Source organism: Sulfitobacter sp. (assembly GCF_041552635.1).
In the GTDB taxonomy this organism is placed as follows: domain Bacteria; phylum Pseudomonadota; class Alphaproteobacteria; order Rhodobacterales; family Rhodobacteraceae; genus Sulfitobacter.
This window is the reverse complement of the sequence record NZ_JBFEKM010000011.1, coordinates 1-22,913: the sequence shown is the minus strand read 5'-3', so window position 1 is coordinate 22,913 and position 22,913 is coordinate 1. Positions and strand designations below refer to the sequence as shown.

Annotated in this window: 20 protein-coding genes and 1 pseudogene; 11 read left to right on the top strand and 10 right to left on the bottom strand. The window is 56.8% G+C overall.

The annotated features are described in order from the left end of the window. The first annotated feature begins 20 nt into the window (after positions 1-20). Positions 21-1,145, top strand: coding sequence for a peptide chain release factor 2 (prfB, locus tag ABYT07_RS02355; protein WP_372989141.1), 1,125 nt, complete (start codon positions 21-23; stop codon positions 1,143-1,145). A 150-nt stretch (positions 1,146-1,295) separates the two neighbouring features. Next, positions 1,296-2,711: an amidase gene (locus ABYT07_RS02350; RefSeq protein WP_372989139.1), complete on the top strand. Its 1,416-nt coding sequence runs from the start codon at positions 1,296-1,298 to the stop codon at positions 2,709-2,711. Here the strand turns inward: ABYT07_RS02350 and ABYT07_RS02345 are convergent. The 3 genes from ABYT07_RS02345 to ABYT07_RS02335 form a co-directional block, all read right to left on the bottom strand. After that, positions 2,708-2,926 (bottom strand): hypothetical protein, encoded by a 219-nt coding sequence (locus ABYT07_RS02345; protein WP_372989137.1) that lies wholly within the window; start codon positions 2,924-2,926, stop codon positions 2,708-2,710. The two genes, ABYT07_RS02350 and ABYT07_RS02345, sit on opposite strands and share 4 nt — an antisense overlap. Further along, positions 2,923-4,071, bottom strand: coding sequence for an aromatic ring-hydroxylating dioxygenase subunit alpha (locus ABYT07_RS02340; protein WP_372989135.1), 1,149 nt, complete (start codon positions 4,069-4,071; stop codon positions 2,923-2,925). The genes ABYT07_RS02345 and ABYT07_RS02340 overlap by 4 nt, the downstream gene beginning before the upstream one ends. Before the next feature lie 102 nt (positions 4,072-4,173). Continuing rightward, positions 4,174-4,959 (bottom strand): helix-turn-helix domain-containing protein, encoded by a 786-nt coding sequence (locus ABYT07_RS02335; RefSeq protein ID WP_372989133.1) that lies wholly within the window; start codon positions 4,957-4,959, stop codon positions 4,174-4,176. A 210-nt stretch (positions 4,960-5,169) separates the two neighbouring features. On the opposite strand from ABYT07_RS02335, the gene ABYT07_RS02330 reads away from it, so the two are divergent. After that, positions 5,170-5,505: a hypothetical protein gene (locus ABYT07_RS02330; RefSeq protein WP_372989130.1), complete on the top strand. Its 336-nt coding sequence runs from the start codon at positions 5,170-5,172 to the stop codon at positions 5,503-5,505. Between the two features lie 196 nt (positions 5,506-5,701). On the opposite strand, the gene ilvN is transcribed toward ABYT07_RS02330, so the two are convergent. The 4 genes from ilvN to ABYT07_RS02310 all read right to left on the bottom strand — a co-directional run bounded on the left by ilvN (position 5,702) and on the right by ABYT07_RS02310 (position 10,501). Beyond that, positions 5,702-6,262: an acetolactate synthase small subunit gene (gene ilvN, locus ABYT07_RS02325; RefSeq protein ID WP_372989128.1), complete on the bottom strand. Its 561-nt coding sequence runs from the start codon at positions 6,260-6,262 to the stop codon at positions 5,702-5,704. Positions 6,263-6,339: 77 nt separating this feature from the next. Then, positions 6,340-8,091, bottom strand: a complete 1,752-nt coding sequence (locus tag ABYT07_RS02320; RefSeq protein ID WP_372989126.1) for an acetolactate synthase 3 large subunit — start codon at positions 8,089-8,091, stop codon at positions 6,340-6,342. A 326-nt stretch (positions 8,092-8,417) separates the two neighbouring features. After that, positions 8,418-9,074: a response regulator gene (locus tag ABYT07_RS02315; RefSeq protein WP_372989124.1), complete on the bottom strand. Its 657-nt coding sequence runs from the start codon at positions 9,072-9,074 to the stop codon at positions 8,418-8,420. Positions 9,075-9,085: 11 nt separating this feature from the next. Next, the gene (locus ABYT07_RS02310) at positions 9,086-10,501 is read right to left on the bottom strand and encodes a cache domain-containing protein (protein WP_372989122.1); all 1,416 of its coding nucleotides are present in this window, start codon (positions 10,499-10,501) and stop codon (positions 9,086-9,088) included. Between the two features lie 252 nt (positions 10,502-10,753). On the opposite strand from ABYT07_RS02310, the gene ABYT07_RS02305 reads away from it, so the two are divergent. The 3 genes from ABYT07_RS02305 (at position 10,754) to ABYT07_RS02295 (ending at position 15,319) form a co-directional block, all read left to right on the top strand. Further along, positions 10,754-11,842 carry a TRAP transporter substrate-binding protein gene (locus tag ABYT07_RS02305; protein WP_372989120.1) on the top strand — a complete coding sequence of 363 codons (1,089 nt, stop codon included), beginning with the start codon at positions 10,754-10,756 and terminating at the stop codon, positions 11,840-11,842. 138 nt (positions 11,843-11,980) lie between these two features. Beyond that, positions 11,981-12,949, top strand: coding sequence for a TRAP transporter small permease subunit (locus ABYT07_RS02300; RefSeq protein ID WP_372989118.1), 969 nt, complete (start codon positions 11,981-11,983; stop codon positions 12,947-12,949). 15 nt (positions 12,950-12,964) lie between these two features. Continuing rightward, the gene (locus ABYT07_RS02295; RefSeq protein ID WP_372989116.1) at positions 12,965-15,319 is read left to right on the top strand and encodes a TRAP transporter large permease subunit; all 2,355 of its coding nucleotides are present in this window, start codon (positions 12,965-12,967) and stop codon (positions 15,317-15,319) included. A 156-nt stretch (positions 15,320-15,475) separates the two neighbouring features. Here ABYT07_RS02295 and ABYT07_RS02290 read toward each other — a convergent pair whose 3' ends face one another. The 3 genes from ABYT07_RS02290 to ABYT07_RS02280 form a co-directional block, all read right to left on the bottom strand. Next, complete coding sequence (locus ABYT07_RS02290; protein ID WP_372989114.1) at positions 15,476-16,297, bottom strand: arginyltransferase; 822 nt, start codon at positions 16,295-16,297, stop codon at positions 15,476-15,478. A 71-nt stretch (positions 16,298-16,368) separates the two neighbouring features. Beyond that, positions 16,369-16,806 carry an RDD family protein gene (locus tag ABYT07_RS02285; RefSeq protein ID WP_372989112.1) on the bottom strand — a complete coding sequence of 146 codons (438 nt, stop codon included), beginning with the start codon at positions 16,804-16,806 and terminating at the stop codon, positions 16,369-16,371. A 63-nt stretch (positions 16,807-16,869) separates the two neighbouring features. Next, positions 16,870-17,277 carry a DUF2852 domain-containing protein gene (locus ABYT07_RS02280; RefSeq protein ID WP_372989110.1) on the bottom strand — a complete coding sequence of 136 codons (408 nt, stop codon included), beginning with the start codon at positions 17,275-17,277 and terminating at the stop codon, positions 16,870-16,872. Positions 17,278-17,506: 229 nt separating this feature from the next. Here ABYT07_RS02280 and ABYT07_RS02275 point away from each other — a divergent pair, with 229 nt between their 5' ends. From ABYT07_RS02275 to ABYT07_RS02255, 5 genes and pseudogenes are all read left to right on the top strand, one after another. After that, entirely contained in the window at positions 17,507-20,311 is a 2,805-nt protein-coding gene (locus tag ABYT07_RS02275; protein WP_372989108.1) for a glutamine-synthetase adenylyltransferase, read from the top strand. Beyond that, a complete protein-coding gene (locus ABYT07_RS02270; RefSeq protein WP_372989106.1) occupies positions 20,308-20,580 on the top strand; it encodes a hypothetical protein in 273 nt (90 codons plus the stop codon). The genes ABYT07_RS02275 and ABYT07_RS02270 overlap by 4 nt, the downstream gene beginning before the upstream one ends. Positions 20,581-20,741: 161 nt before the next feature. Further along, a complete protein-coding gene (locus tag ABYT07_RS02265) occupies positions 20,742-21,413 on the top strand; it encodes a DUF6778 family protein (protein WP_372989104.1) in 672 nt (223 codons plus the stop codon). Positions 21,414-21,451: 38 nt separating this feature from the next. Further along, positions 21,452-22,678 (top strand): RSP_2647 family RNA methyltransferase, encoded by a 1,227-nt coding sequence (locus ABYT07_RS02260; protein ID WP_372989102.1) that lies wholly within the window; start codon positions 21,452-21,454, stop codon positions 22,676-22,678. Continuing rightward, a pseudogene (locus ABYT07_RS02255) lies at positions 22,678-22,913 on the top strand (PIN domain-containing protein); the annotation flags it as partial. The gene ABYT07_RS02260 and the pseudogene ABYT07_RS02255, both read left to right, overlap by 1 nt.

The following is a 22,913-nucleotide window of genomic DNA, read 5'->3' as shown; positions in this document are numbered from 1 at the left end:
CATTTTGAAGGCAGAAAATCATGCGCGCAGAGGCACAAAACACGGCAGAGCAGATCAGCAAATCGCTGGAGCTGCTGGCACAGCGCCTGAATGTCGAAACCGCCCCTTACCGGCTGGAAGAATTCAACGCGCGTGTCGAGGACCCCAACCTGTGGGATGATCCCGATGCTGCACAAAAGCTGATGCGCGACCGTCAGGCTTTGGTTGATTCCATGGCGACCTACGAGGGCATCAAGCAAGAGCTTGCCGATAATGTCGAGCTGATCGAGATGGGCGAGATGGAAGACGATGCCGAAGTCGTCGCCGAAGCCGAAGCCGCGTTAAAGGCTCTTGCGGAAACTGCTGCGCAAAAAGAGCTTGAAGCTTTGCTGGACGGCGAGGCCGACAGCAATGATACATTCCTTGAGATCAACGCTGGGGCAGGCGGGACTGAGAGCTGCGATTGGGCTAATATCCTTGCGCGGATGTATGTTCGCTGGGCCGAGAAGAAGGGCTATAAAGTCGAGCTTCAATCTGAGAGCCCAGGCGAAGAAGCAGGCATCAAATCAGCGACCTACAAGATTAGTGGGCTGAATGCATATGGCTGGTTGAAATCCGAATCCGGTGTGCACCGTCTGGTGCGGATCAGCCCGTTTGATTCAGCCGCGAAACGTCATACGTCTTTCAGTTCGATCTGGGTCTATCCGGTGGTTGATGACAATATCGAGATCGACGTGAACCCCAGCGACATTCGGATTGATACCTACCGGTCTTCGGGGGCCGGCGGTCAGCACGTGAACACCACGGATTCTGCCGTCCGGATCACCCACCACCCTACCGGGATTGTGGTGACCAGTTCCGAGAAATCACAGCACCAGAACCGCGACATTGCCATGAAGGCGCTGAAATCTCGGCTTTACCAGATGGAACTTGACCGCCGCAATGCGGCCATCAACGAAGCCCATGAGAATAAAGGCGATGCGGGCTGGGGCAACCAGATCAGATCCTATGTTTTGCAGCCCTACCAGATGGTCAAAGACCTGCGGACCAATTTCGAAACTTCGGATACCAAGGGTGTTCTGGACGGCGATCTGGATGGATTGATGGGCGCTGCCTTGGCGTTGGCTGTTTCCGGCAAGAGCCGTGCGGAAGCACAAGCAGGATAAAGAGGGGGCGCTGCCCCCGCCCTGACGGGCCCCCCGGGATATTTACAAGCCAGAGAAGGGTGCTGCGGAGTTATTTTCTGCGGCAGTCTAAGACATAGAGCTTGAAGCTTTGCCGCGTCTTGCGCTTGATGGGCGGGAGCGGAGGGTTTGATGTTGGACATTTTGAATATGGGCGCGTTGGCGCAGTCAGAAGCTATGGCGCAAGGCAGTCTGACGGCTGTGGAACTGATGAGTGCTACGTTGGCGCGGATCGGGGCGGTGAACGGGGCGGTCAATGCAATCGTGTCCTTGCGGGACAAGGATGCGTTGATGGCTGAAGCGGCTGCGGCCGACGCGGCCCCGCGCAAAGGCTGGTTGCATGGCATTCCGATGGCAATCAAGGATCTATCCGATGCAAAAGGGTTGCCGACATCCAAAGGATCACCCTTGTTTGCTGGGAATATTGCGGAGCAGGACAGCGTGTTTGTTCGGCGGCTTAGGGCGGCGGGTGCGATTATTATCGGCAAGACGAACACGCCGGAATTCGGCCTTGGCAGTCACACATTCAACCCTGTGCATGGCGCGACCTGCAATCCATATGATGTGACACGGTCGGCCGGAGGGTCGTCGGGCGGGGCGGCGGCGGCGCTGGCGTCGGGTATGGTCAGCGTTGCGGACGGGTCTGATATGATGGGCAGTTTACGCAACCCAGCTGGATGGAACAATGTCTACGGAATGCGGCCCAGTTGGGGCACCGTACCGGGAGAGCCCGAGGGCGATATGTTTTTGCATCAGCTTGCCACAGCGGGGCCGATGGCGACCAACCCGCGCGATCTGGCGGCGTTGCTGGACACGATGACAGGGGTTGATCCGCTGCAACCTTTGGGGATGACGCCAAGCGCCACCTTGCCGAGCCTGGACGGGAATGCGCCTGCGTTGAGACTTGGCTGGCTTGGGGATTGGGGCGGTGCATTTCCTTATGCGGACGGAATCGCTGCGCTGAGCGAAGCGGCTGTGGCCCAGATGGGCAGGCTTGGCCATCAGGTGTCCGAAATTTCACCCCCTTTCGACGCAGAGGCGATGTGGGAAAGCTGGATCACGCTTAGGTCTTTTTCGGTCGCAGCAGGGTTGGCAGCGATTTACAACGATCCTGCCAAGCGGGATCATTTGAAGCACGCAGCACAGTGGGAGATCGCGCGCGGACTTGCCCTGTCGGCGATGCAAGTGCACGATGCCAGTGTGGTTCGGTCCAACTGGTACCGCGCGGCGGCACGGATGTTTGACGATGTGGATGTGGTGATATTGCCATCCGCGCAGTTGTGGCCTTTTCCGGTCGAGGATGTGCATCCAACGCAGATCGCGGGGCGCGAAATGGATACCTATCATCGCTGGATGCAGGTCGTTGTCCCTGCCGGGCTGATCGGGTTGCCGGTGGTCAATGTGCCCGCCGGGTTCGGAGAGGCCGGTTTGCCCGGAGGTCTGCAACTGATCGGACGGCATGGCAGCGACGCCCAGCTGTTGGGGCTGGCGCAGCAATGGCATGAGGCGACCCACTGGCCCCAGCAACGCCCGCCGGTTTTTCCCTAGATCGGGGTTTCGCGGCCTTGTGCGATCAGCTTTGCGCGCAGAGCAGTGGCATCGGGGTGCCCCTGCTCTAGGGCGAAGACATAGGCGTGGGTTAGATAAAAACCAGCGGCATCTGGGTCATCGGATGCTGCCGCAGCCGCACTATATAATGTGACCAAGCTGGCAATGTCATGGGCCGCATGGGCCGCAAGCAGCTGGTCGTTCAAATCCGTCATGGCACCGCGCGTTGTTCTTGCAGCTGCGTTGCGACCCAATCATGGAACATATGTGTCGGACCATCCATTGCGGGTGAAAACCGCCCGCCGTCAAACTGTACGCCGTGACGACCGCGCTGCATGCCTTCGACGACAAAGATGTCTTCCTCGAATACCAGCTTCCATTGATCGGTGTTGCGCGTGCGCAGATCAGGATCAGTATTTGGCGCGGCATAATAGATATGTATGTTCTCGGTTGTCTTCTCAGGGCCCTCTGGCACCAGAATAATCGCAAAACTATGGTCACGATGGACACCAAGCAGCACATTTGGATAGGCTGTGACATATTCCGCCGCTGTATCCCATTTATCCGAAAGCCCGTCGAAATCAGGAAAGGATTTGCCGTCCTCGCCTTTCAACTGGCGGTAAACCCACGTGCCTTGCCCCGAAAAGCTGCCTGCGTTTTCAATGTGATAATGATCCTCAAGCCGGGAATAGCTGTTCAGGCCGGGATGTACCCACGGCAAGTGATAGCTTTCGCAATAGTTTTCGACGGCCAGCTTCCAGTTGCAGTTTAGGCCCAGCTGAAACCGGCTGTCGGCACCACCGTGAAACAGCGGTTTGTCAAATTCGGCCCAGCGGGCCAGCAGATCGGCGTTGGCCTGTTCAAAAGGCAGGGCAGTGCCCGAAATGTTGATCCAGATCACGTCCATCCAGACATGGCTGCGGATCTCGATCAAGCCGAGCAGTGCGCGGTCGATTCCCTCGTGGGTGTTCTGGCCGGGGCCGCCGACATGGGGCGTCGAAACAAGCCGCCCTTCGGTGCTGTAACACCAGCTGTGATAGGGGCAACGGATCGCGCCATCAATCTTGCGCGGTGCATCGACAAGGATCATGCCGCGGTGCCGGCAGGTGTTCTGAAACACACGGACCTGCCCCTGTTTGTCGCGAACAACCAGCAACGGCATGCCAAGGAATTCAAGCGGCAGGGCGTCACCGATTTCGGGTACATCTGATGCAACCGCAAGGCCCGGCCAATTGTTGAACAAAACCGCCTGTCGTTCTTCAGCAAACACGGAAGGGTCAATGTAATGCGCGTTCGGAAGACCGTTGGCCTGCGAGATCGGGCGGCGTACGGTGCTGAGGTCAGTTGTGGATATGTTCATGACGTCTCCTTGCCTTGTGCCAATAGGCTAGCAAGGAAACTGCGGCGTGAACGGCCTTTTTGCGACGCGTTTTCCTCAGCCGCGACATGGGGCAAGTCGGGTTTATGAAAAAGGGTCGTCCGGTCTTAGCAAGCGGCGATGGAACGGCTCCAACTGATCTACTGAATAAAAACCCCTGTTTCGGGCAGCATTCAGGACCGACGCTGTCGTTTGGGGTAAGTGTTCATAAACCAGACGGGTGGCCCGTAACCCCGCCGCTGTTTCGGGGACGGTCCGTGCGGTATAACCCAACCAGAAATTATTGTGGAATGATGTCACCCGATTAAGGTAGTTGAACGACGTCGTCATGGTATTCATTCTGGATGCCTGAAAGGCGATACCTTCTTCCTGTTTTAGCACCAAACCGCGAAACTCGCGGTATTCCGGTTTGACGGGAAGGTTCTGTATGCGCATGGCGCTGGTTGTTTCATATCCTCGCAAATATGTGTTTCCCGCGCTTCGGAAGATATAGACCAATCCAACCACATAAAGATCATGGTCGATGAAGCTGCGGCGTGAAAAGCGGAAAAACCCACTCGGAAAGATATCATCACTCAGAACGCCACCGGCGTTAATTAAAAACTCGCCCAAAAAGGGATCGGTTTTCAATTCGGTACTGATGTGGCTGTCACAAAGTGGTTCGAGCAATATGCGAGCATCCACTTTGAAAAAATCGCAAATGATGGCTAGAACATCAGGACGCGGAAAGCTTTCTCCGGATAGATATCTATTAAACTGGGTGCGGTTAATCCCGAGGTTATTTGCGAGAACGGTAATAGAACTAAAGTCCTTCGAAAGAGTTCGAAGGTTATTTCCGAATATTGTTCTGATCTCCGATGGTCTCATCATGTTGCGCCGTCTTTAAGCTTAACCACGGCTTGTATGGTAGATTGTCCGAGTAAAAATACAAGGCTTTGACGCTAAATGGCATCATTTTGATGCTAATTAGCGTCACATTGACGAAAGCCCGACACAAAATGAAAGAGTAAAGAAATCGACAAATATTCGAATAAAGGTGATTATAAACGTTAACGGTCATGGTGAGCGTGGGGAATTGACATGTACGGTGTAGTATTGTGGAGCGATATCTCGGAAAACAAAGCTGTTTTCTGGTGCGAAGATCAAGGCGATCTGGCTTTTTTTCACGCCTGTCCAGAAATTGACGGCGAACAATGCACAGAATTTGATGCTGGCGATCTTGTGCAGTTCGATATTTATTTGGATAGAAAAATGCGCAAGGCTTTGAACCCGCGCGTGATACGCGAAAAGGCAAGGACCGATTTACCACACAGACTGCTTAACGGGCAAAGCAATCTTGAAGCCAGCAAGAGCAAGGGGCAGGTGGTACCGTTTCCAACGAAGATCCAGACGGAACGGAAAAAAGTAAGCTCGTAGACACCTTGACGTGCCGCCAGTTCAAAAGCGGCGGGTATTGATATTCAAATACTATATTTAAAAACGCAGCCCCCCTTTTGCAGGGGGGCTGCGTTTTGCGTGCTATCGTTTTGAACTAAAGTGATAGAGTGGGCAATATTTTGCAAAGTACTGGGTGATCCTGTGCTTTTGGCAAAACAGGATCACCAGAATTGGGTCAGTCGCCCCGGGGCAGTGCTGCGACGCCCGTGCGCGCAACATCCGTCAAGCCCAAGGGGCGCATAAGGTCGGCAAATGCGTCGATCTTATCGGGCGCACCTGTGATTTCGAACACAAATGTCTGAAGCGTACTGTCCACGACGTTCGCGCGAAAAATATCGGCGAGGCGCAAGGCTTCGACCCGCTTGTCGCCTGTACCACTCACCTTGAACATAGCGAGCTCACGTTCGACAGAAGGCCCTTCAACTGTCAGATCGTGGACCTCGTGAACCGGAACAATCCGGCCAAGCTGGGCTTTGATCTGCTCGATCACTTGGGGTGTGCCAGAGGTTACGATTGTAATCCGGCTCAGGTGGCCGGTGTGATCGACTTCGGCCACGGTCAAGCTGTCGATGTTGTAGCCACGCCCCGAAAAGAGGCCGATCACGCGGGCCAGAACGCCGGGTTCATTTTCAACCAGAACCGCAAGGGTGTGGCGTTCAATGACGTCCGAAAAATTTGGGCGCAGATTGTAGGCGGAGTGGCTGGTCGAGCCTTTTTTGATTTTTAGCGGTGACATGTGACTGTCCTCTTCATCTGATTTCGTCGCCGGGATTTTGCAAAACCCCGGACCGTCTTTTTTCGAAAAAAAACGGGTTACACCAAGACTGACCCTTTAGCGTCAATCACCCCTTGCGTGTCCACGCCCGCCAACATCATGTCGTTATGCGCCTTGCCTGACGGGATCATCGGAAAGCAGTTTTCGTGCTTTTCAACCAAGCAGTCAAAGATCACTGGCCCGTCATAGGTCAGCATCTCCATGATTGCGTCGTCCAGATCATCGGGGTCGGAACACAAAATGCCCTTGGCCCCAAAGGCGTCCGCAAGTTTCACGAAATCGGGCAAAGATTCCGACCAGCTTTGCGAATACCGCTCGCCGTGCAGCAATTCCTGCCACTGCCGTACCATGCCCAGCCGTTCGTTGTTCAAGATGAACTGTTTGACCGGCAATCCGTATTGCATGGCGGTGCCCATTTCCTGCATGTTCATCAGCCACGATGCTTCACCGGCAACGTTGATGACCAGCGCATCCGGATGCGCCATCTGCACACCGATTGAGGCGGGGAAACCATAGCCCATGGTGCCCAGACCTCCCGATGTCATCCAGCGATTGGGCTCCTCGAAATTCAGGTATTGCGCGGCCCACATCTGGTGCTGGCCTACTTCGGTGCAGATATAGCGGTCGTATTTCTTGGTCAGGGCTTCAAGGCGGGCAAGCGCATGTTGCGGCTTGATGATCTTGCCTTTTTGTTCGAATTTCAAACAATCAATGCTGCGCCATTCGTCAATCTTCTTCCACCACTTGGCCAGACCTTCGCTGTTGGTCTTGCGGCCACGCGATTTCCAAACCCGCAACAAATCCTCGAGGACATGGCCAACGTCGCCAACGATCGGGATGTCCACGCGGATGATTTTGTTGATCGATGATGGATCAATATCAATATGCGCTTTCTTTGATTTCGGGCTGAACAGGTCAACAACGCCGGTAATACGGTCGTCGAACCGCGCGCCGATGTTGATCATCAGATCGCAGTCATGCATCGCCATATTGGCCTCGTACAGGCCATGCATTCCCAGCATTCCCAACCATTTGTCGCCAGACGCAGGATAGCTACCAAGCCCCATCAGGGTTGATGTGATCGGAAAGCCGGTTGCCTCAACCAGTTCGCGCAGCAATTGCGACGCGGCGGGGCCAGAGTTGATGACACCACCACCGGTGTAAAACACCGGACGCTTGGCGGTTTCCATCGCGGCAACCAGTTCGGTGATCGCGGCCATGTCCCCCTTTACGGGCGGTTGGTAGTGCGACACCGATGGTTTCTTGGGTTCGTACATGCCGGTTGCGAATTGCACGTCCTTGGGGATGTCGACCAGAACCGGACCGGGGCGGCCGCTGGTGGCAACATGAAATGCCTCGTGCAAAACACCAGCCAGCTTGTCGGTCTCTTTGACCAGCCAGTTGTGCTTGGTGCAGGGGCGCGTGATGCCAACGGTGTCGGCCTCTTGGAACGCGTCCGACCCGATCATGAATGTCGGCACCTGACCGGTCAGAACAACCAGCGGTATCGAATCCAGCAGCGCATCGGTCAGGCCGGTCACGGCATTCGTGGCACCTGGGCCGGATGTTACCAGAACAACGCCGGGTTTACCGGTGGACCGGGCATAGCCTTCGGCGGCATGTACAGCCCCTTGTTCGTGGCGCACCAGCACGTGTTTAATGCTGTTTTGCTGAAACACCTCGTCGTAAATCGGTAGGACAGCGCCGCCGGGATAGCCAAAGACTGTGTCGACGCCCTGATCAATCAGGGCTTGGACGATCATTTTCGCTCCGGTCATTTTACGTGTCATCTTGGTGCTCCGTCAGGCGGTGGTTTCGGTCAAAATCATGTTGTGCAAATAAAAAAGCCCCCGGTTTTAGCGGGGGCGCATGGTGACTGTTATGGTCTGCCGTTACCGGCCCATGCGCGTGTTTCTAATAATGACGACTAGGCTTGTCATGGCCAAAGGCTCCTCTTTGCGTTTGGCGACATTATGAGCGACGCAAAGGGGCGTCAATGGGTAAATACATGAAAAAATGTCCCTGAAGGTAAAAAATCTTTCCATTTATTGCGTGAAGGACCGTGAATTTGGTGTTTTGATGATCCCGCCCTTGGTGAACGGCGATTAGACCTGTTTCAAAGCCACACGCCGGTGCCCTGCAAGACACCATGTTCCATCGCATAACGCGTCAGCCCAGCCGTAGACGATATGCCCAGCTTGCGTTTAATATTCTTGCGGTGGGTTTCGACAGTGCGGACCGAAATATCCAAGGTCAGGGCCACTTCCTTGTTTGTTTGGCCCTGTGCCAGTTGCAACAAGATCGTCTGTTCGCGCTCTGTCAGGGATTCGCGTTCGTCGTTTTTGGGCTGCAACGACCCTTTCGCCCCGGTGCAAAGATATTGCGTGCCCTGCATTACTGTATCTATGGCCAGCTTGATTTCATCGGTGGGGACATCTTTCAGCAGATACCCCATCGCGCCGTGGCTGAGCGCCGAGGCGATGTATTCGGGATTGTCATGCATCGACAGGATTACAATACGGGTACCCGGGCGCCGTTCCAGAATGATTTCAGTGGCTGACAGCCCGCCGACCTCGGGCATGTTCAGATCCATCAAGATGACATCGGGGTTCAACCCCTCGAACTGGTCAATCGCGGCCCGGCCATTGGACAGACAGGCGACCACATCGACATCATCATAGCTTTCAAGGATCGACTGGATGCCCTCGGCCACCATGGGGTGGTCATCGACGATCATGACTTTGACGCGGATCACTTGGGCGGGATCATGCATGGTTTGTGCTTTCAGGTTGCCTGCGGGGCAGGGCGGTTCGGCTGGGGCGGCAACATATGGGTCAGGGGCACAGTCGCGCGAATTTCAGTGCCAGCCCCTGCGCGGTCGTGCAACACCAAACTGCCGCCGAGCTGTTCCATGCGTTCTTGCATATTACGCAGACCCAAGCCCCCGGACGCCCGCGCCTTGCCCGAAAGGCCGCGTCCGTTGTCCGAAATATTCAATGTCGCCCCTTGTCTGTGGCCGCGCAAATCGACGCGCACGTCCGTCGCCCCTGAATGTCGTTCAATATTGGTCAGCGCCTCTTGGGCGATGCGGTACAAGGCGATCTTGGCGTCGTCGTCCAGCCGGTTGCGAAACACGACTGTCTCAAAGTGGCACGCTATATGCGTGCGCTGCGAAAATTCATCAACCAGGGTTTTCAGGGCAGGGCCAAGGCCCAGATCATCCAGAATGCCGGGGCGCAGGTCGCGGCTGATCCGGCGGACCTCTGATATGGCGCGGCCCAGACTGTCGATGCCCTTGGCCAGATGCTCAGCCGCTTTGGCGTCCCCCGGCCCCAGACGGCGGCGCGCATTGTCCAAGGCATAGCGGACGCCCACAAGGATCTGGCTGATCCCGTCATGCAATTCCCGCGCCACACGCCCGCGTTCTTCTTCTTGGGCGTCAAACACCCGTTGCGTGAGCTTTTTCAGCTTGGCATCCGCCAGCCGCCGTTCGCGCAGGTTAACGCCCATCCCGCTGCCAAACACCGTCAGCAGGGCCGCCATGGTGATCGCACCGATATATAGAAACGTCCGCCGCACACGCGCTTGGACATCAGCGCGCGCAGAGGCGACGCTGGCCAGCACATCGTCGATAAAAACACCCGTGCCGACCGCCCACCGCCAACTTGGAAAAGACGTGACATAGGTGATCATCTGCGCTTCGACCCCGGTCGACGGTTTGGGCCATAGATAGCTGTGATACCCGCCGCCATCGCGGGCAATCTGGATCAAGCGGTCAACGACATCGGTGCCGGTGCTGTCAGTCTCGCCCGAGAAGTTCTGGTTGATCCGGTCGGTTTGACGCGGACTGACCAAGGCGGTGCCGTCATAGTCGTAAACGAAAAACTGGCCTTCATCGCCATAAATCATCGCGGATAATATTTGGGCAACCTGCGCCTTGGCATCTGAATCCTCTGGCGCGGCAGAGCCGTAGATAAAGTAGAACCCGTTACGGGCCTGCGTTACATAATTGCGCAATTCGATCTTTTTGGCATCCAACAGCTGCGTCTCGAGGGTATTGATCTCGCGGTCGGCCAGCGCCTTGGCCTGTAGGGCAACAACACCAGCAATCGCCGCCACCGCCAGCACCAAGGGGACCGAGGCCAGAAGCGTCAGCTTTTGACCATAGGTTAGCGCAAGGTTTGAAAACAGGCGGTTCATGGGACCCAATTAGAGGGAATCGTTTACGAATCAAAGCACGAGTTGGATGGGGCTGTGCCGCGAGATATGGACTGTGGCACCGGTAAAGACGTCATATATAGCACTCATGGGGTCATTATGTTGCGAATGCGCCCCCGGTCTACGCATTAATTGGTATTCCATACCTGCGCGATTTCGCTAGATTGCCTGCACTTGCAACGACCCGCGCGCCAAGCAGCAGCGCGGGCATCCTTACTCGGGAGGAGTATCCATATGGACCGTCGTTCATTTCTGAAGACATCCGCACTTGGCGGCACAGCCGCCGCCGCTTCCACGCTGGCAGCACCACTGTACGCCCAAGGCAAGCGTACCCTGACAATGGTCACGTCCTGGCCACGCGGTTTTGCTGTGCTTGACGATGCGGCAAACTACTTGAACAACATGGTTAACGAGATGTCTGACGGCAGCTTGACCATCGAAAAGAAAGCGCCGGGCGAACTGGTTGGTGCGTTCGAAGTGTTTGATGCGGTATCCTCCGGTCAGGCCGACATGTACCACGCGGCTGACTATTATTTCATCGGTCAGCACCCGGGTCTGGCGTATTTCACAGCCGTTCCATTCGGTGGCACAGCACAAGAGCTGACAAACTGGTACCTGCACGGTGGCGGCCATGAGCTGCACAACCAGGTCGGTGAAATCTTCAACATGAAGATGTTCCTTGCCGGTAACTCCGGTTCGCAGTCCGGTGGTTGGTTCCGTAAGGAAATCGGCTCTGCCGCTGACTTCAACGGTTTGAAATTCCGTATGCCGGGCCTTGGTGGCAAGGTTCTGGGTAAACTGGGCGCATCCGTTCAGAACATCCCCGGTGGTGAACTCTATCAGGCGCTGTCCTCGGGCGCGCTGGATGGTCTTGAGTGGGTTGGTCCCTTCGCGGACGAACGCGCTGGCTTCCAAGAAGTTGCCAAAGTTTACTACACAGCCGGCTTCCACGAGCCAGGTTCGGGCCTGACAGCGTCGGTTAACCTTGATGTCTTCAACGACCTGACACCAGCGCAGCAGAAGATCATCGAATACGCATCAATGGCAACAACGCACACCGGTCTGGCCGAAACGCTGGCCAACAACGGTGCCGCACTGTCCCGTCTGCAGCAGCAGGGTGTCAAAACCATGCAGTTCCCCGACGATGTTTGGGATGCTTTCGGTGCCGCGTCCAAAGAAGTCATGGACGAGAACATGGACGACACATTGTTCGCAGACATTCGCAACAGCTTTGAGGCATCTTTGCAGTCCTCTGCCGAGTGGCTGTCGAAGTCTGACGCCTATTATGTGAACCAGCGCCAGCGCGTTCTTGGTCAAGGCTGATCCATCCGACCACTACCGTCTGGGGCTGCGTTTTCGCGGCCCCTGACGCACGACACGTCCCCGGCGACTGATCCGGGGAAACACAGTTTTTCGCACCAAGCCCAAGCACCAAGCCGGGCAGGCGAAGGGGGGATATAAATGGCAGATGATGTGGTATGCGCGGGTTTTTTCCGTGCAGCAGAAGGGGCAAAGATAAGCTGTCTGGACAAGTTTCAGGACGGCAATCTGATCAACTTCATTTTCGGCAACATACTAGAGGCATTTTACAACTTCTTTGCCGCGATCCTAAATCCGGGCATGTGGCTGGACTGGACTAACAATGAATCGATGATGCGCTTTATCTACTATGGTGCGTCGGTCGAATTGTTCTTTGTTCTGTTCGTCGGGTTGGTGATCGTCACCATTTTTGGTCTGCGCAGCACCGGCTTTATGTGGCACTGCGTGCGCGGGCTCGAAGGGTTCGCAAACACGGTCGGGCGCTTCTTTGCATGGGCCGGTTTGCTGATGGTCTTTCAACAGATCATCATCGTCTTCTTGCAGCGTATTTTTACGCGGCCTGATATCTCGATCGGGTTCGGTATTCCGCTGCAATTCGACATCAGCTGGTTTGCCGAAGAGCTTAAGCTTTTCAATGCCTTGGTGGTGTGTCTTTGTGTAAGCTACACCTTTGTGCAAGGCGGGCATGTGCGGGTTGACCTGTTTTATGCCGGCGCGAAATTTCGCACCAAAAAGATCATCGACATGTTTGGCGCAGTCTTCTTTATGTTGCCTTTCGCAATTGTGACCTGGCTTTATGGCTGGTTCTTTTTGTGGCGGCATCTGGTTACGCCGAACCCGTCCGCGTCGGACCGTCTGGATCTGCTGTTGCGCAAGGCGCGCCTGCTGAAGTGGAACGTTGAAACCATCGGCTTTTCGCCGAACGGGTTTAATGGATACTTCTTGTTCAAAATCCTGCTCTGCGTCTTTTGCGTCATGGTTATTTTGCAAGCGATTGCCGTGCTCTACCGGTCGATCCTCGAGTTCCGCGAAGGACCCGAGAGCGAAGGTAAATATCTCGACCGCGATACGCTGGGCGAGGGCGAAGAAGCCTTTGAGGGCACACATTAATTTAAGGGGCGTCCCATGCTTTTTGGTTTGGACGGGGTCGAAATCGGCCTGATCATCGTTTTTGTCTGCCTGTTCGGCGGCATTCTATCCGGCTTCCCGGTGGCTTTTGCCATCGGTGGTGCCGGCATCATCTCATTCGCGATCATTGCCGCGCTCGATAGTGCGGGGCTGATGGTTCATCAGGCGATTGACCAATCCTCGCAGGCGTTCCGCGATCTGGTCAATTCAGGCGTGCCCAATGATGCGGTGTCGAAATTCCGCTATCCTGATTTGCCGCTGGTTGGTGAATCCGTTTTCCCGCAAGGCTGGGAAACAGCGCTTGACCGCAACGTCAGCTTTATCGTCAACCGGATGAACGAACGGGTCCTTGCCGGCCAGTCGATTGAAACCCTGCTTGCCGTTTTGATGTTTGTTCTGATGGGCATCACGCTTGAGCGGTCCAAGATTGCAAACGATTTGCTGACCACCATGGCGCGCGTGTTTGGCCCGCTGCCCGGCGGTCTGGCTGTGTCGATCGTTGTTGTGGGCGCGTTTCTTGCCGCTTCGACCGGGATCGTTGGTGCGACTGTTGTTACCATGGGCCTGCTGGCCCTGCCAACCATGCTGCGCAACGGCTATTCGCCCGAACTTTCGACCGGGGTTATCGCGGCTTCGGGGACATTGGGGCAGATCATTCCGCCATCGATCGTGATTGTTTTGCTGGGGACGCTGGCGGGGGATCTGTATTCCGCCGCCCAAGAGGCCCGCGCAACGTCATTGGGGTGCACCGATGCCTTGACCTATCTGGGTGAGCCAGCGGTTGTATCCGTGGGCACCTTGTTCCAGGCGGCCCTGTTGCCCGGCATCATGTTGGCGTTGCTTTATGCGCTTTATGCCTTTGGCTATGCGCTGTTGAACCCTGACAAAGCACCCGCTGTTCCGATGGGGTCGACAAACGCCGAACCCATTACACGCGGTGAAAGCTTTACCTGGTTCCTGGGTGCGCCGGTTCTTTTGATTGTTGGCACGATTTTCCTTGGCAACATGAACATCGTTGGCGGGCAATCTACTGTTGTCTCAAGCTTTAGCGATATCAGTCAGGGTGCCAGCCTGCGGACCAATGTGGGCGAAGAATGTCAGGCCGCTATGATTGACCTGCATGGTCAAGACGCATGGGACACAGCCGTCGCCGAGCAAGCCGCAATCGAAGCGGCGGGCGGTCAGGTTGCAAGTGAGCGTTTGACAGAAGAAGAGTTTGCGCAAGCGCAGGCCGACAAGATTGCCAATGCCGCGCCGATTGGTACGGGTGTTGCGATCTTGCTGATCATGCTGGCTTTGGTGATGACAACCGCACGCGGTGTGTCGCCATCGTCTGACCCGCGGCCGCTGATTATCGGCGGGATCGGGATTGTGCTGACGGTGTTGGTCGACATCCTGTTTGTCGGACCGGCGACGTCACCCGGCGTGATGGTCTTGATGATGGTGATCCCGTTTATCGCCGTCATGTATGGTGTGTTGGCCGGCCTGAAACGCTGTGCGGGCAATGAACTGATCCGTGTGGTCTTTCCGCCGCTGGTGCTGATCGTTGCCGTTCTGGGGTCGATCCTAGGGGGTATCACCAACCCGACACCGGCCGCCGCATTGGGTGCCGGTGGGGCGATCATGCTGGCCGCTTACCGCAAGCTGCAAGACCTTGACCGGTCGCCAAAGGTGATCATCTGGTCCACGCTGGCGATTGTGATCTGTATCTTGGTCGGCGTGAATTTCGATCTGCGCATCAATCAGGACGATGTAAGCTTTGAAAGCTGGTTTGCCTTTTTCGTAGCATATGGTGCCTATCTCTATGCTGTGTTCGGTTTGCTGTTTTCTTGCTGGATCTTGTACACTTCGGGCGTGCTAAGCCCCGTTGTACGCGAAACGGCCAAGGTGACGTCCATGGTGTTTACGATCCTGATCGGGTCACAACTGCTGAACCTTGTTGTGATCTCGTTCGGCGGGGAACACTATATCCAGCAATGGCTGAAAAGCTTTGACAACGAGCTGACCGTTTTCCTGATCGTGATGCTGGTGCTGTTTGTGCTGGGCTTCGTGCTCGATTTCCTTGAGATCATCTATATCGTGATCCCGATCGTCGGGCCGGTCATCTATGGTGGGACGTTCGACCCCAAGTGGGTGACAATCATGATCGCGGTTAACTTGCAGACGTCGTTCCTGACGCCGCCCTTCGGATTTGCGTTGTTCTATCTGCGCGGCGTTGCCCCGGCGAGTGTAACGACAGGCCATATCTATCGCGGGATCATTCCGTTCGTCCTGATCCAGGTCGGTGCGCTGGCCTTGCTGTGGGTGTTCCCGTCGGTTGTGACAATCATCCCGGATTTGATCCCGAATTAATATCACCGGGGAGGAATGCCCGATGTGTTGCAAGAACGGAGAGGGCACCCAAACGGGTGCCCTCATTTCGTTTTCACGATGGAATGAGGGGGCTTTCTGCCCCCTCAAACTCCCCCGAGGATATTTGAAAGCCAGAGAAGCTGCGGACGTTAGGATTTAGGGTTTTGAAGGGCTCAGATCGGGCAGCGCGATATTGGCGACCTGTTCTGCGATTGGGTCCGTGTTCAGCGGATGCGCGTCAGCTTTGAATTCGGAAGCATCCTGCATCTTTTGCCAAGCACCGCCCATGTAGACTTCGAGGCCCGAAAACTTGGCTTTGTAGCCCATTTTCTGGCTGCCCGGCACCCAATAGCCGAGATAGACATAGGGTAAGCCGGCCGCACGGGCGATTTCAATATGATCAAGAATGATGAAATTGCCAAGACCGTCTTTGGGGCGGTCAGGGGTGTAAAAGGAATATACCATGCTGACGCCATCCCCCAGAACATCCGTCAGGCAAACGCCGATGAGGTCCTTGGTGGTGCTGTCAGTGTATTCGACCACGCGGCTGCGGATTGGCGTTTCTTCGATCATTGCGGCGAATTCGAAGACATCCATATCTGCCATGCCACCATCTGCATGACGGCTGTCCAGATAGCGGCGGAAAAGATCATATTGATCTTCGGTTGCCCAAGGCGAGGTTGCGCGGCGTATGAGTGTATCGTTCCGTTTCAGGGTGCGCTTTTGGCTTTTGCTGGCCGTAAACTCTGCCACGTTGATCCGCGCGGAAAGGCAGGCAGAGCAATCCGCACAAGACGGACGATAGAGCACATTTTGCGAGCGCCGAAAGCCTTGGCCTGACAGGCTGTCATTCAGTTTTCCAGCCTGTTCGCCTTGCAAGGCTGTGAACAGCTTACGTTCCATCCGCCCGTCCAGATAGGGGCAGGGCTGGGGCGCTGTTACATAGAACTGCGGGGCTATCGGTAAGGTATGGCGCATAATCATCCGGTTTTGTTACGGAAATAATAACAACAGGTGGAAAGCGCGCCAAGCCCAAGTTGCGCGGTAGGCTAGATTTCCGTGCGGCGGTTCAGCGCGACGGTGCCAAGGACCATATCGCTGAGGCCCTGACCGCGCGGTGTGGTGCACATTAAAGCGATTGAAATCAACTGCAACGGGGCCATTGCGACACTTACCGTGTAGCCCAGTGTGTGGGCAAATGCCGTGCCGGCGTCAAGCCGCTTGTCGCCTGCGGTGCGCAGTTCCATCCCGACCAGACGCATGCCAAAGGTGGCCGAACCACTGGTCAGTGTCGAAACGCGGTACACAAAACCTATGATCAGAAGCATCAGCGGGAAAAAGAAGATCCCTGTGAAGGCGGTAAACGGAAGAATCACCAGACAGGCGATCAGCGTAAAAAGCGCATCGACGACCCACGCGAATAGACGCTTGGTTGGCACACCGGTGTAGAATTCAGGCTGGCTGTCGGGGTCGGGCGTTTGTGTCATGGCGGGGTCCTTTGGCAAAATAATAGCCTGCCCCCCGTGAAGGGGGCAGGTCGAAGGTACGGCTTATGCCGTCTGTGTGTCATCGTTCTTTGTGCGACCCTCGGACATGAATTGGTCGAACTCGGCCTTGTCCTTGGCTTCGCGCAGGCGGGTCAGGAATGCCTCAAAGTTGGTTTGCTCTTCTTCAAGGCGGGCCAATGTGTCGGCTTTGTAGGCGTCGAATGCCGCATTGCCGGTGCTGCGGCTGGTCATGTGGCGGTGGCTGTTGCGCTTGGCGCAGGAGGTAGATTTAAACATGCGTTTGCTCCAGATCATATAGGCAAGAAGGGCAAGGCCAACAGGCCAGAAAACAACGAACCCGACGATCATCGTAGCGATCCAGGCACCTTTGCCCTTTTCATCGAGAAAATCCTCGGCACGGCCAAGCCAGTTGCGGCGCGGGGCGTAGGCGGAGGTGTATGTCTGTGTCATCAAGTGTCCCTTTCGGTCAGAGTGTGGTGGCCCTGAAGTCCGAGGGCCTGTTGCTGTGAGAGGTAATGTAAATCTCTTTCACATTACATAGATTGGGATTGTCGGAGGCTGATGCAAGGGGTGATGTAAATCTTTTTTACATTAATTGAAAACCTCGTGCGCTGTCCCACAATAATCCTGATCCTTGGGACCCATTGACCCAGCCTTCGGAACCAGCGAATGCTGTGGGATGAGTACATTTATCAGCCAGATCGCCCGTGTGCCGCGCATATTTCAATCTGAACAGGCCAAGGACGCCCGCGCTTTGATGCCGGATCTGGGGCCTGAACTTGGGGCGCTAGTCGCCGGTGCCGGGTCGGTATCGCCGTATCTGCTGGGGTTGATGCACAAGGAAGCCGCATGGTGCGAAGCCGCTTTTGACGATCCCGCGCGCGCGGTGCAAGCGGTCATTGCAGGGGCTGGAGATGTGCAGCCCGATCAGCTTTCCAGTCATTTACGGCAGGGCAAACGGCGTGTCGCCTTAATGACGGGGCTGGCCGATCTGGCGGGGGTGTGGTCGCTTGAGCAGGTCACTGGCGCGCTTACGGATTTTGCTGATGCGGCCTGTCAGGCGGCTTTGGTGGCCGGGCTTCAGGCGCAGATCAAGCGTGGAAAACTGCCCGGAATGACCGCCGGGGATGCAGCGAGCGGCGCAGGAATGGTCGTGCTGGCCATGGGCAAGATGGGCGCACACGAGCTAAATTATTCCTCGGATATCGACCTGATTTGTCTGTTCGATGAAACCCGCTTTGATCCCGATGATTTCCACGATGCGCGCACCGCATTCGTGCGTGCCACCCGCGCGATGAGCGGCACGCTGAATGATCTGACCGGCGAGGGCTATGTCTTTCGGACCGACCTGCGCTTGCGACCTGACCCCGGTGTTACGCCTGTGTGCATGGCGATGGAGGCGGCGGAGCGGTATTACGAAAGCCTTGGCCGCACTTGGGAACGCGCCGCCTATATCAAGGCGCGCCCTGCGGCGGGGGACATTGCGGCGGGTGACCGGTTCTTGACCACACTGCGCCCGTTTGTCTGGCGCCGCCATCTGGATTTCGCCGCGATTCAGGACGCCCACGACATGCGCCTTGCGATCCGAGAACACAAAGGCCTGGGCGGGCCGATTGATTTGGCAGGCCATAACATGAAGCTAGGGCGCGGGGGCATCCGGGAGATTGAATTCTTTACCCAGACCCGCCAACTGATCGCAGGTGGGCGTGATCCTGATCTACGGTTGCGCGGTACCTGCGAGGGGTTGTCGGTGCTGGCTGAAAAAGGCTGGGTCACGCCGGATGTCGCGGCCACCCTGACCGATCATTACCGCGCGCACCGCACCGTTGAACACCGCGTGCAAATGGTCCGCGACGCGCAGACTCATAATTTGCCCAAGTCCGACGAAGGCTTTGCCCGATTAGCGGCAATGATGGATGTGGATTTGGCTGACCTGCAAAAAGATCTGCGCCAACGTCTGACCGAGGTGCATCACCTGACCGAAGGGTTCTTTGCCGGATCGGATGCGCGCCCGTCCGCGACGCCCGATCATGCCTTTGACACAGCGACCCTTGACCGATGGTTAAGCTATCCGGCGCTGCGCAGCCCGCGAGCTGCGGATTTGTTTGCCGAACTTAAACCGGGTCTGCTGGCGCGCCTGGCGCAGGCGGATAAACCTGACGAAGCTCTGCGGGCCTTTGACGGGTTTTTGGCGGGGTTGCCCGCCGGTGTGCAGCTTTTTTCTCTCCTCAAGATCAACCCCCAGCTTGCTGATCTGCTGATTGATATCGTCAGCACTTCGCCTGCGTTGGCCGAATATCTGTCACGCCATGCCGGGGTATTGGACGCTGTCCTTGGCGGGGATTTCTTTAGCGACTGGCCGGGGCAGGCCGTATTGGCGGCATCCCTTGGACAGGTGTTGAATGCCGAGGCCGATTACGAGGCCCGTCTGGACGCCACCCGTCGGTGGGCACATGATTGGCATTTCCGTGTTGGTGTCCACCATCTGCGGGGCTTGACCGACGCGACGACCGCAGGCGCGCAATATGCAGATCTGGCCCGCGCCGTTCTGCAAGGGCTTTGGCCTGTTGTTGGCGATGAATTTGCGCGCCGTCATGGGGCAGCACCGGGTCGCGGTGCGGTGCTTGTCGGGATGGGGTCGTTGGGGGCTGGGCGGCTGACGGCGACCTCTGATCTGGATATGATCGTGATTTACGATCCCGACGGGGTCGAGCAATCAGACGGGCGCAGGCCGCTTGCCTCAAGACTATATTACGCGCGGCTGACGCAGGCGATGATCACCGCGATGACGGCCCCAATGGCGCAAGGCCGATTATACGAGGTGGACATGCGGCTGCGCCCGTCGGGCAATCAAGGCCCGGTCGCCACCAGTCTGGCCAGTTTTGAAAGTTACCAGATGGGGGCGGCTTGGGTGTGGGAACATCTGGCGCTGACCCGTGCGGATGTGGTCGCAGGCCCTGCTGATCTGGCCCGCGATGTCGAAGCACTGCGCACCCGCGTTCTGCGCCGTCCGCGCGCCCGTGCTGATACCCTGTCCGAGGTGGCGCAGATGCGCGCACGCCTTGCAGCGGCCAAAGGGGCGGACGGGCTTTGGGATGCCAAGAACGGGCCCGGACGGCTACAAGATATCGAACTGCTGGCGCAGGCCGGTGCATTGTTGAAGGGCGAGACCGCGCGCGACATTGCTTCGGGGCTGACGGCTGCGTCTGATGCCACCCTGATCACCCCCGAGGAAACAAGCTTGCTCAAGGCCGCCTATGCCACCTGTTGGTCGCTGCAATCCGCGACGCGGCTATTGTCGGCATCGGTTTTGCGCAGTGACACGTTGGGGCAGGCGGGGGCCGCGTTTCTTGTCAGATCGCTGGGCTGCGACACTTTGAACAGTCTTGAGACGCATTTGGCAAAGACCTATGATCAGGCTGCCGACACGATCGACCGGGCTTTGGCCGACTATGCCAACGATCCGGAAAGGGAGAGCAGATGAAAAAGGGCGATGCAAACGACCCCAAAGGCCTGATTTACGAATCCTACCAGATCGACGGGATTACCAAATCCGAATGCCGCACGATATTTCTGGATTGGGCGCTCAGCTTGGCGTTGGATGCAAATACAGGGCAGAACATCCGCCAGATGTTGCTGAAATACGGTGCGGATGCACCGGCACACCCGATGACCGAAGTCATGGAGGAGGGTCTGAAAGGCATGGCCGCCCCGCAACGCCGCGGCGGCTGGAAAAGCCGGACGCGTAACTAGCCGTCAGGCCGCGCAAGCAGGCAGATTATGGCATGACCTTGCGCAATGATCGCTGTATTGCCCCAAGTCTTCAGCATTCTCGCCCCAAACGCGCCTCATTTTGACAGCAAAAGGTTACCAAGTGTTAACTATTTGCCGATCCCCGGCGTGCGGAGAAACCGATGAAAACTTTGAAACTGATTGCCGTCTTGACCTTGGGTGCTTTTGTCTCGGCTTGTGCCACGTCTGACATTGCCAGCCGAAATGCGACGATTGATTCCTCGGTCCCCGAAATGTTGTTGCAGGCTGAACCACAAATGGCGTTTGCGGCAACAGCGGCCCCGTCACTGCGGATTTCCGAAATCAATGTGGCGGTGCCCGACAGCCTGAAAGTATCCGAGGCAAACCGCTATTACCCTTCGGGCGATATTGTCTGGCGCGGTGACCCCATCGGGAACCGTCATGCACAGGTCAAAGCAATTTTCGAAACAGCCTTGCAGCAAAGCGCCCAAAACGTGGCGGGTGACGTACCCGTACTGCTGGACGTAGAAGTCCTGCGCTTTCATGCGCTTACGGAAAAAGCCCGCTATACTGTAGGTGGCGTTCATTCGATCACCTTCCGTCTGACGGTGCGCGATCCACGCACAGGGATGCCAATGGCGCAACCGCAGATCGTCGAAGCAGATCTGGACGGGTTCGGTGGCCAGCAAGCCATCGAAGCGGATCGTCGCGGCGAAACCCAAAAGGCCCGCATCACTGCCCATCTGGCCGAAGTGTTTCGCCAAGAGATGATCAAGCCCGGCGGGTATGAAAATGCGAAACTTGGTATGTTTCAGACGTTGAACAAACTCTGAGCTTTCCCAATCCATTCAAACCGACTAGAGGGGGCGTTATGACAACGCGCCCTTTAGCATCCGCCCCGACCGATTCCGCAGCCCTGCCAGTGGTACGCCTGATACCCAAGGCCAATGCCCGTGCGATTCGTCACGGGTTTCCATGGGTTTACGCCAATGAAATGGTCGTTGACCGTCGCACCAAGGGCATGGCCCCCGGTAGCCTTGCGATTCTGGAAGACAGCGCGCGCCAGGTGATGGGCGTTGTGGCGGTTAACCCGCTTTCCAAAATATTTTGCCGGATGCTGGACCAAAATTCCGAAGCTGTGATCGATGTGGATTGGTTCGCAGCCCATATCGCCCGCGCGCTGCAACTGCGCGAACAGCTTTATGATGCGCCGTTTTATCGCCTGATCCACGCTGAAGCCGATGGCTTGCCCGGTGTCGTGATCGACCGCTTTGGCGATACGGCTGTGATCCAGCCCAATGCGGCGTGGGCTGATGTCCATATCGACGCGCTTGTCGCGGCGTTGGTGGCTGTAACCGGTATCAAACATGTGTTGAAAAACGCAGCAGGTCGGACTCGCACGCTTGAGGGGCTGGATGACGTCAGCACCGTTCTGCAAGGCGAAGCGCCTGCAAGCGCGATCCCTGTTCCGATGAACGGGGCGACCTATATGGCCGATCTGACCGGCGGTCAAAAAACCGGTATTTTTTATGATCAGCGCCCCAACCACGCATTTGCCGCGAACCTGTCCAAGGGCAAGCGGGTGCTGGATGTGTTCGCTCATGTCGGCGGCTTTGGTTTGGCCGCACTGGCAAATGGTGCCGCGTCGGTTCTGGCGGTCGATGGATCGGCCCCTGCCTTGGCCCTTGCCGATGAAGGTGCTGCCGCGATGGGCGTCAGCGACAAGTTTGCGACCCGTCAAGGCGATGCCTTTGATTTGCTGACAACATTGCGTGCCGAGGGCGCGGAATTCGACGTGGTGATCTGTGATCCGCCGGCTTTTGCACCGGGCAAGCCCGCGCTTGAAGCAGGGTTGCGCGCGTACGAGCGGTTGGCACGTTTGGCGGCCCCATTGGTCGCTGAAAATGGTATCCTTGGCCTGTGTTCCTGTTCACATGCCGCAGACTTGACGCAGTTTCGGACGTCGTCGGTGCGCGGCATTGGTCGGGCAGGGCGGCGCGCGGCGATGCTGCACACGGGCTTTGCCGGGCCGGACCATCCGCAACTGCCACAACTGGCAGAAACCGGTTATCTCAAGTCAATATTCTTTCGGCTTTAATGGCCCCGCGCATTCTGATCGACGCGTGCGTTCTGTACCCTACAGTGATGCGCGAGATGGTTCTGGCTGCTGCCCGCACAGGGGCGTTTGAACCGCTCTGGTCTGCGCGCATTCTTGAAGAATGGGCGCGGGCTGCGATCAAAATTGGCCCCACAGGCGAAGCGCAGGCGCGCGCCGAGATTGCCCTGCTGCGTGCCGCGTGGCCCCGCGCTGAGGTCAGCGTAAGCCCTGGCAT

Coding starts and splice junctions, on each gene's coding strand:
- prfB (WP_372989141.1), top strand. CDS start 21: ATGCGCGCAGAGGCACAAAACACGGCAGAGCAGATCAGCAAATCGCTG.
- ABYT07_RS02350 (WP_372989139.1), top strand. CDS start 1,296: ATGTTGGACATTTTGAATATGGGCGCGTTGGCGCAGTCAGAAGCTATG.
- ABYT07_RS02345 (WP_372989137.1), bottom strand. CDS start 2,926: ATGACGGATTTGAACGACCAGCTGCTTGCGGCCCATGCGGCCCATGAC.
- ABYT07_RS02340 (WP_372989135.1), bottom strand. CDS start 4,071: ATGAACATATCCACAACTGACCTCAGCACCGTACGCCGCCCGATCTCG.
- ABYT07_RS02335 (WP_372989133.1), bottom strand. CDS start 4,959: ATGATGAGACCATCGGAGATCAGAACAATATTCGGAAATAACCTTCGA.
- ABYT07_RS02330 (WP_372989130.1), top strand. CDS start 5,170: ATGTACGGTGTAGTATTGTGGAGCGATATCTCGGAAAACAAAGCTGTT.
- ilvN (WP_372989128.1), bottom strand. CDS start 6,262: ATGTCACCGCTAAAAATCAAAAAAGGCTCGACCAGCCACTCCGCCTAC.
- ABYT07_RS02320 (WP_372989126.1), bottom strand. CDS start 8,091: ATGACACGTAAAATGACCGGAGCGAAAATGATCGTCCAAGCCCTGATT.
- ABYT07_RS02315 (WP_372989124.1), bottom strand. CDS start 9,074: ATGCATGATCCCGCCCAAGTGATCCGCGTCAAAGTCATGATCGTCGAT.
- ABYT07_RS02310 (WP_372989122.1), bottom strand. CDS start 10,501: ATGAACCGCCTGTTTTCAAACCTTGCGCTAACCTATGGTCAAAAGCTG.
- ABYT07_RS02305 (WP_372989120.1), top strand. CDS start 10,754: ATGGACCGTCGTTCATTTCTGAAGACATCCGCACTTGGCGGCACAGCC.
- ABYT07_RS02300 (WP_372989118.1), top strand. CDS start 11,981: ATGGCAGATGATGTGGTATGCGCGGGTTTTTTCCGTGCAGCAGAAGGG.
- ABYT07_RS02295 (WP_372989116.1), top strand. CDS start 12,965: ATGCTTTTTGGTTTGGACGGGGTCGAAATCGGCCTGATCATCGTTTTT.
- ABYT07_RS02290 (WP_372989114.1), bottom strand. CDS start 16,297: ATGCGCCATACCTTACCGATAGCCCCGCAGTTCTATGTAACAGCGCCC.
- ABYT07_RS02285 (WP_372989112.1), bottom strand. CDS start 16,806: ATGACACAAACGCCCGACCCCGACAGCCAGCCTGAATTCTACACCGGT.
- ABYT07_RS02280 (WP_372989110.1), bottom strand. CDS start 17,277: ATGACACAGACATACACCTCCGCCTACGCCCCGCGCCGCAACTGGCTT.
- ABYT07_RS02275 (WP_372989108.1), top strand. CDS start 17,507: ATGAGTACATTTATCAGCCAGATCGCCCGTGTGCCGCGCATATTTCAA.
- ABYT07_RS02270 (WP_372989106.1), top strand. CDS start 20,308: ATGAAAAAGGGCGATGCAAACGACCCCAAAGGCCTGATTTACGAATCC.
- ABYT07_RS02265 (WP_372989104.1), top strand. CDS start 20,742: ATGAAAACTTTGAAACTGATTGCCGTCTTGACCTTGGGTGCTTTTGTC.
- ABYT07_RS02260 (WP_372989102.1), top strand. CDS start 21,452: ATGACAACGCGCCCTTTAGCATCCGCCCCGACCGATTCCGCAGCCCTG.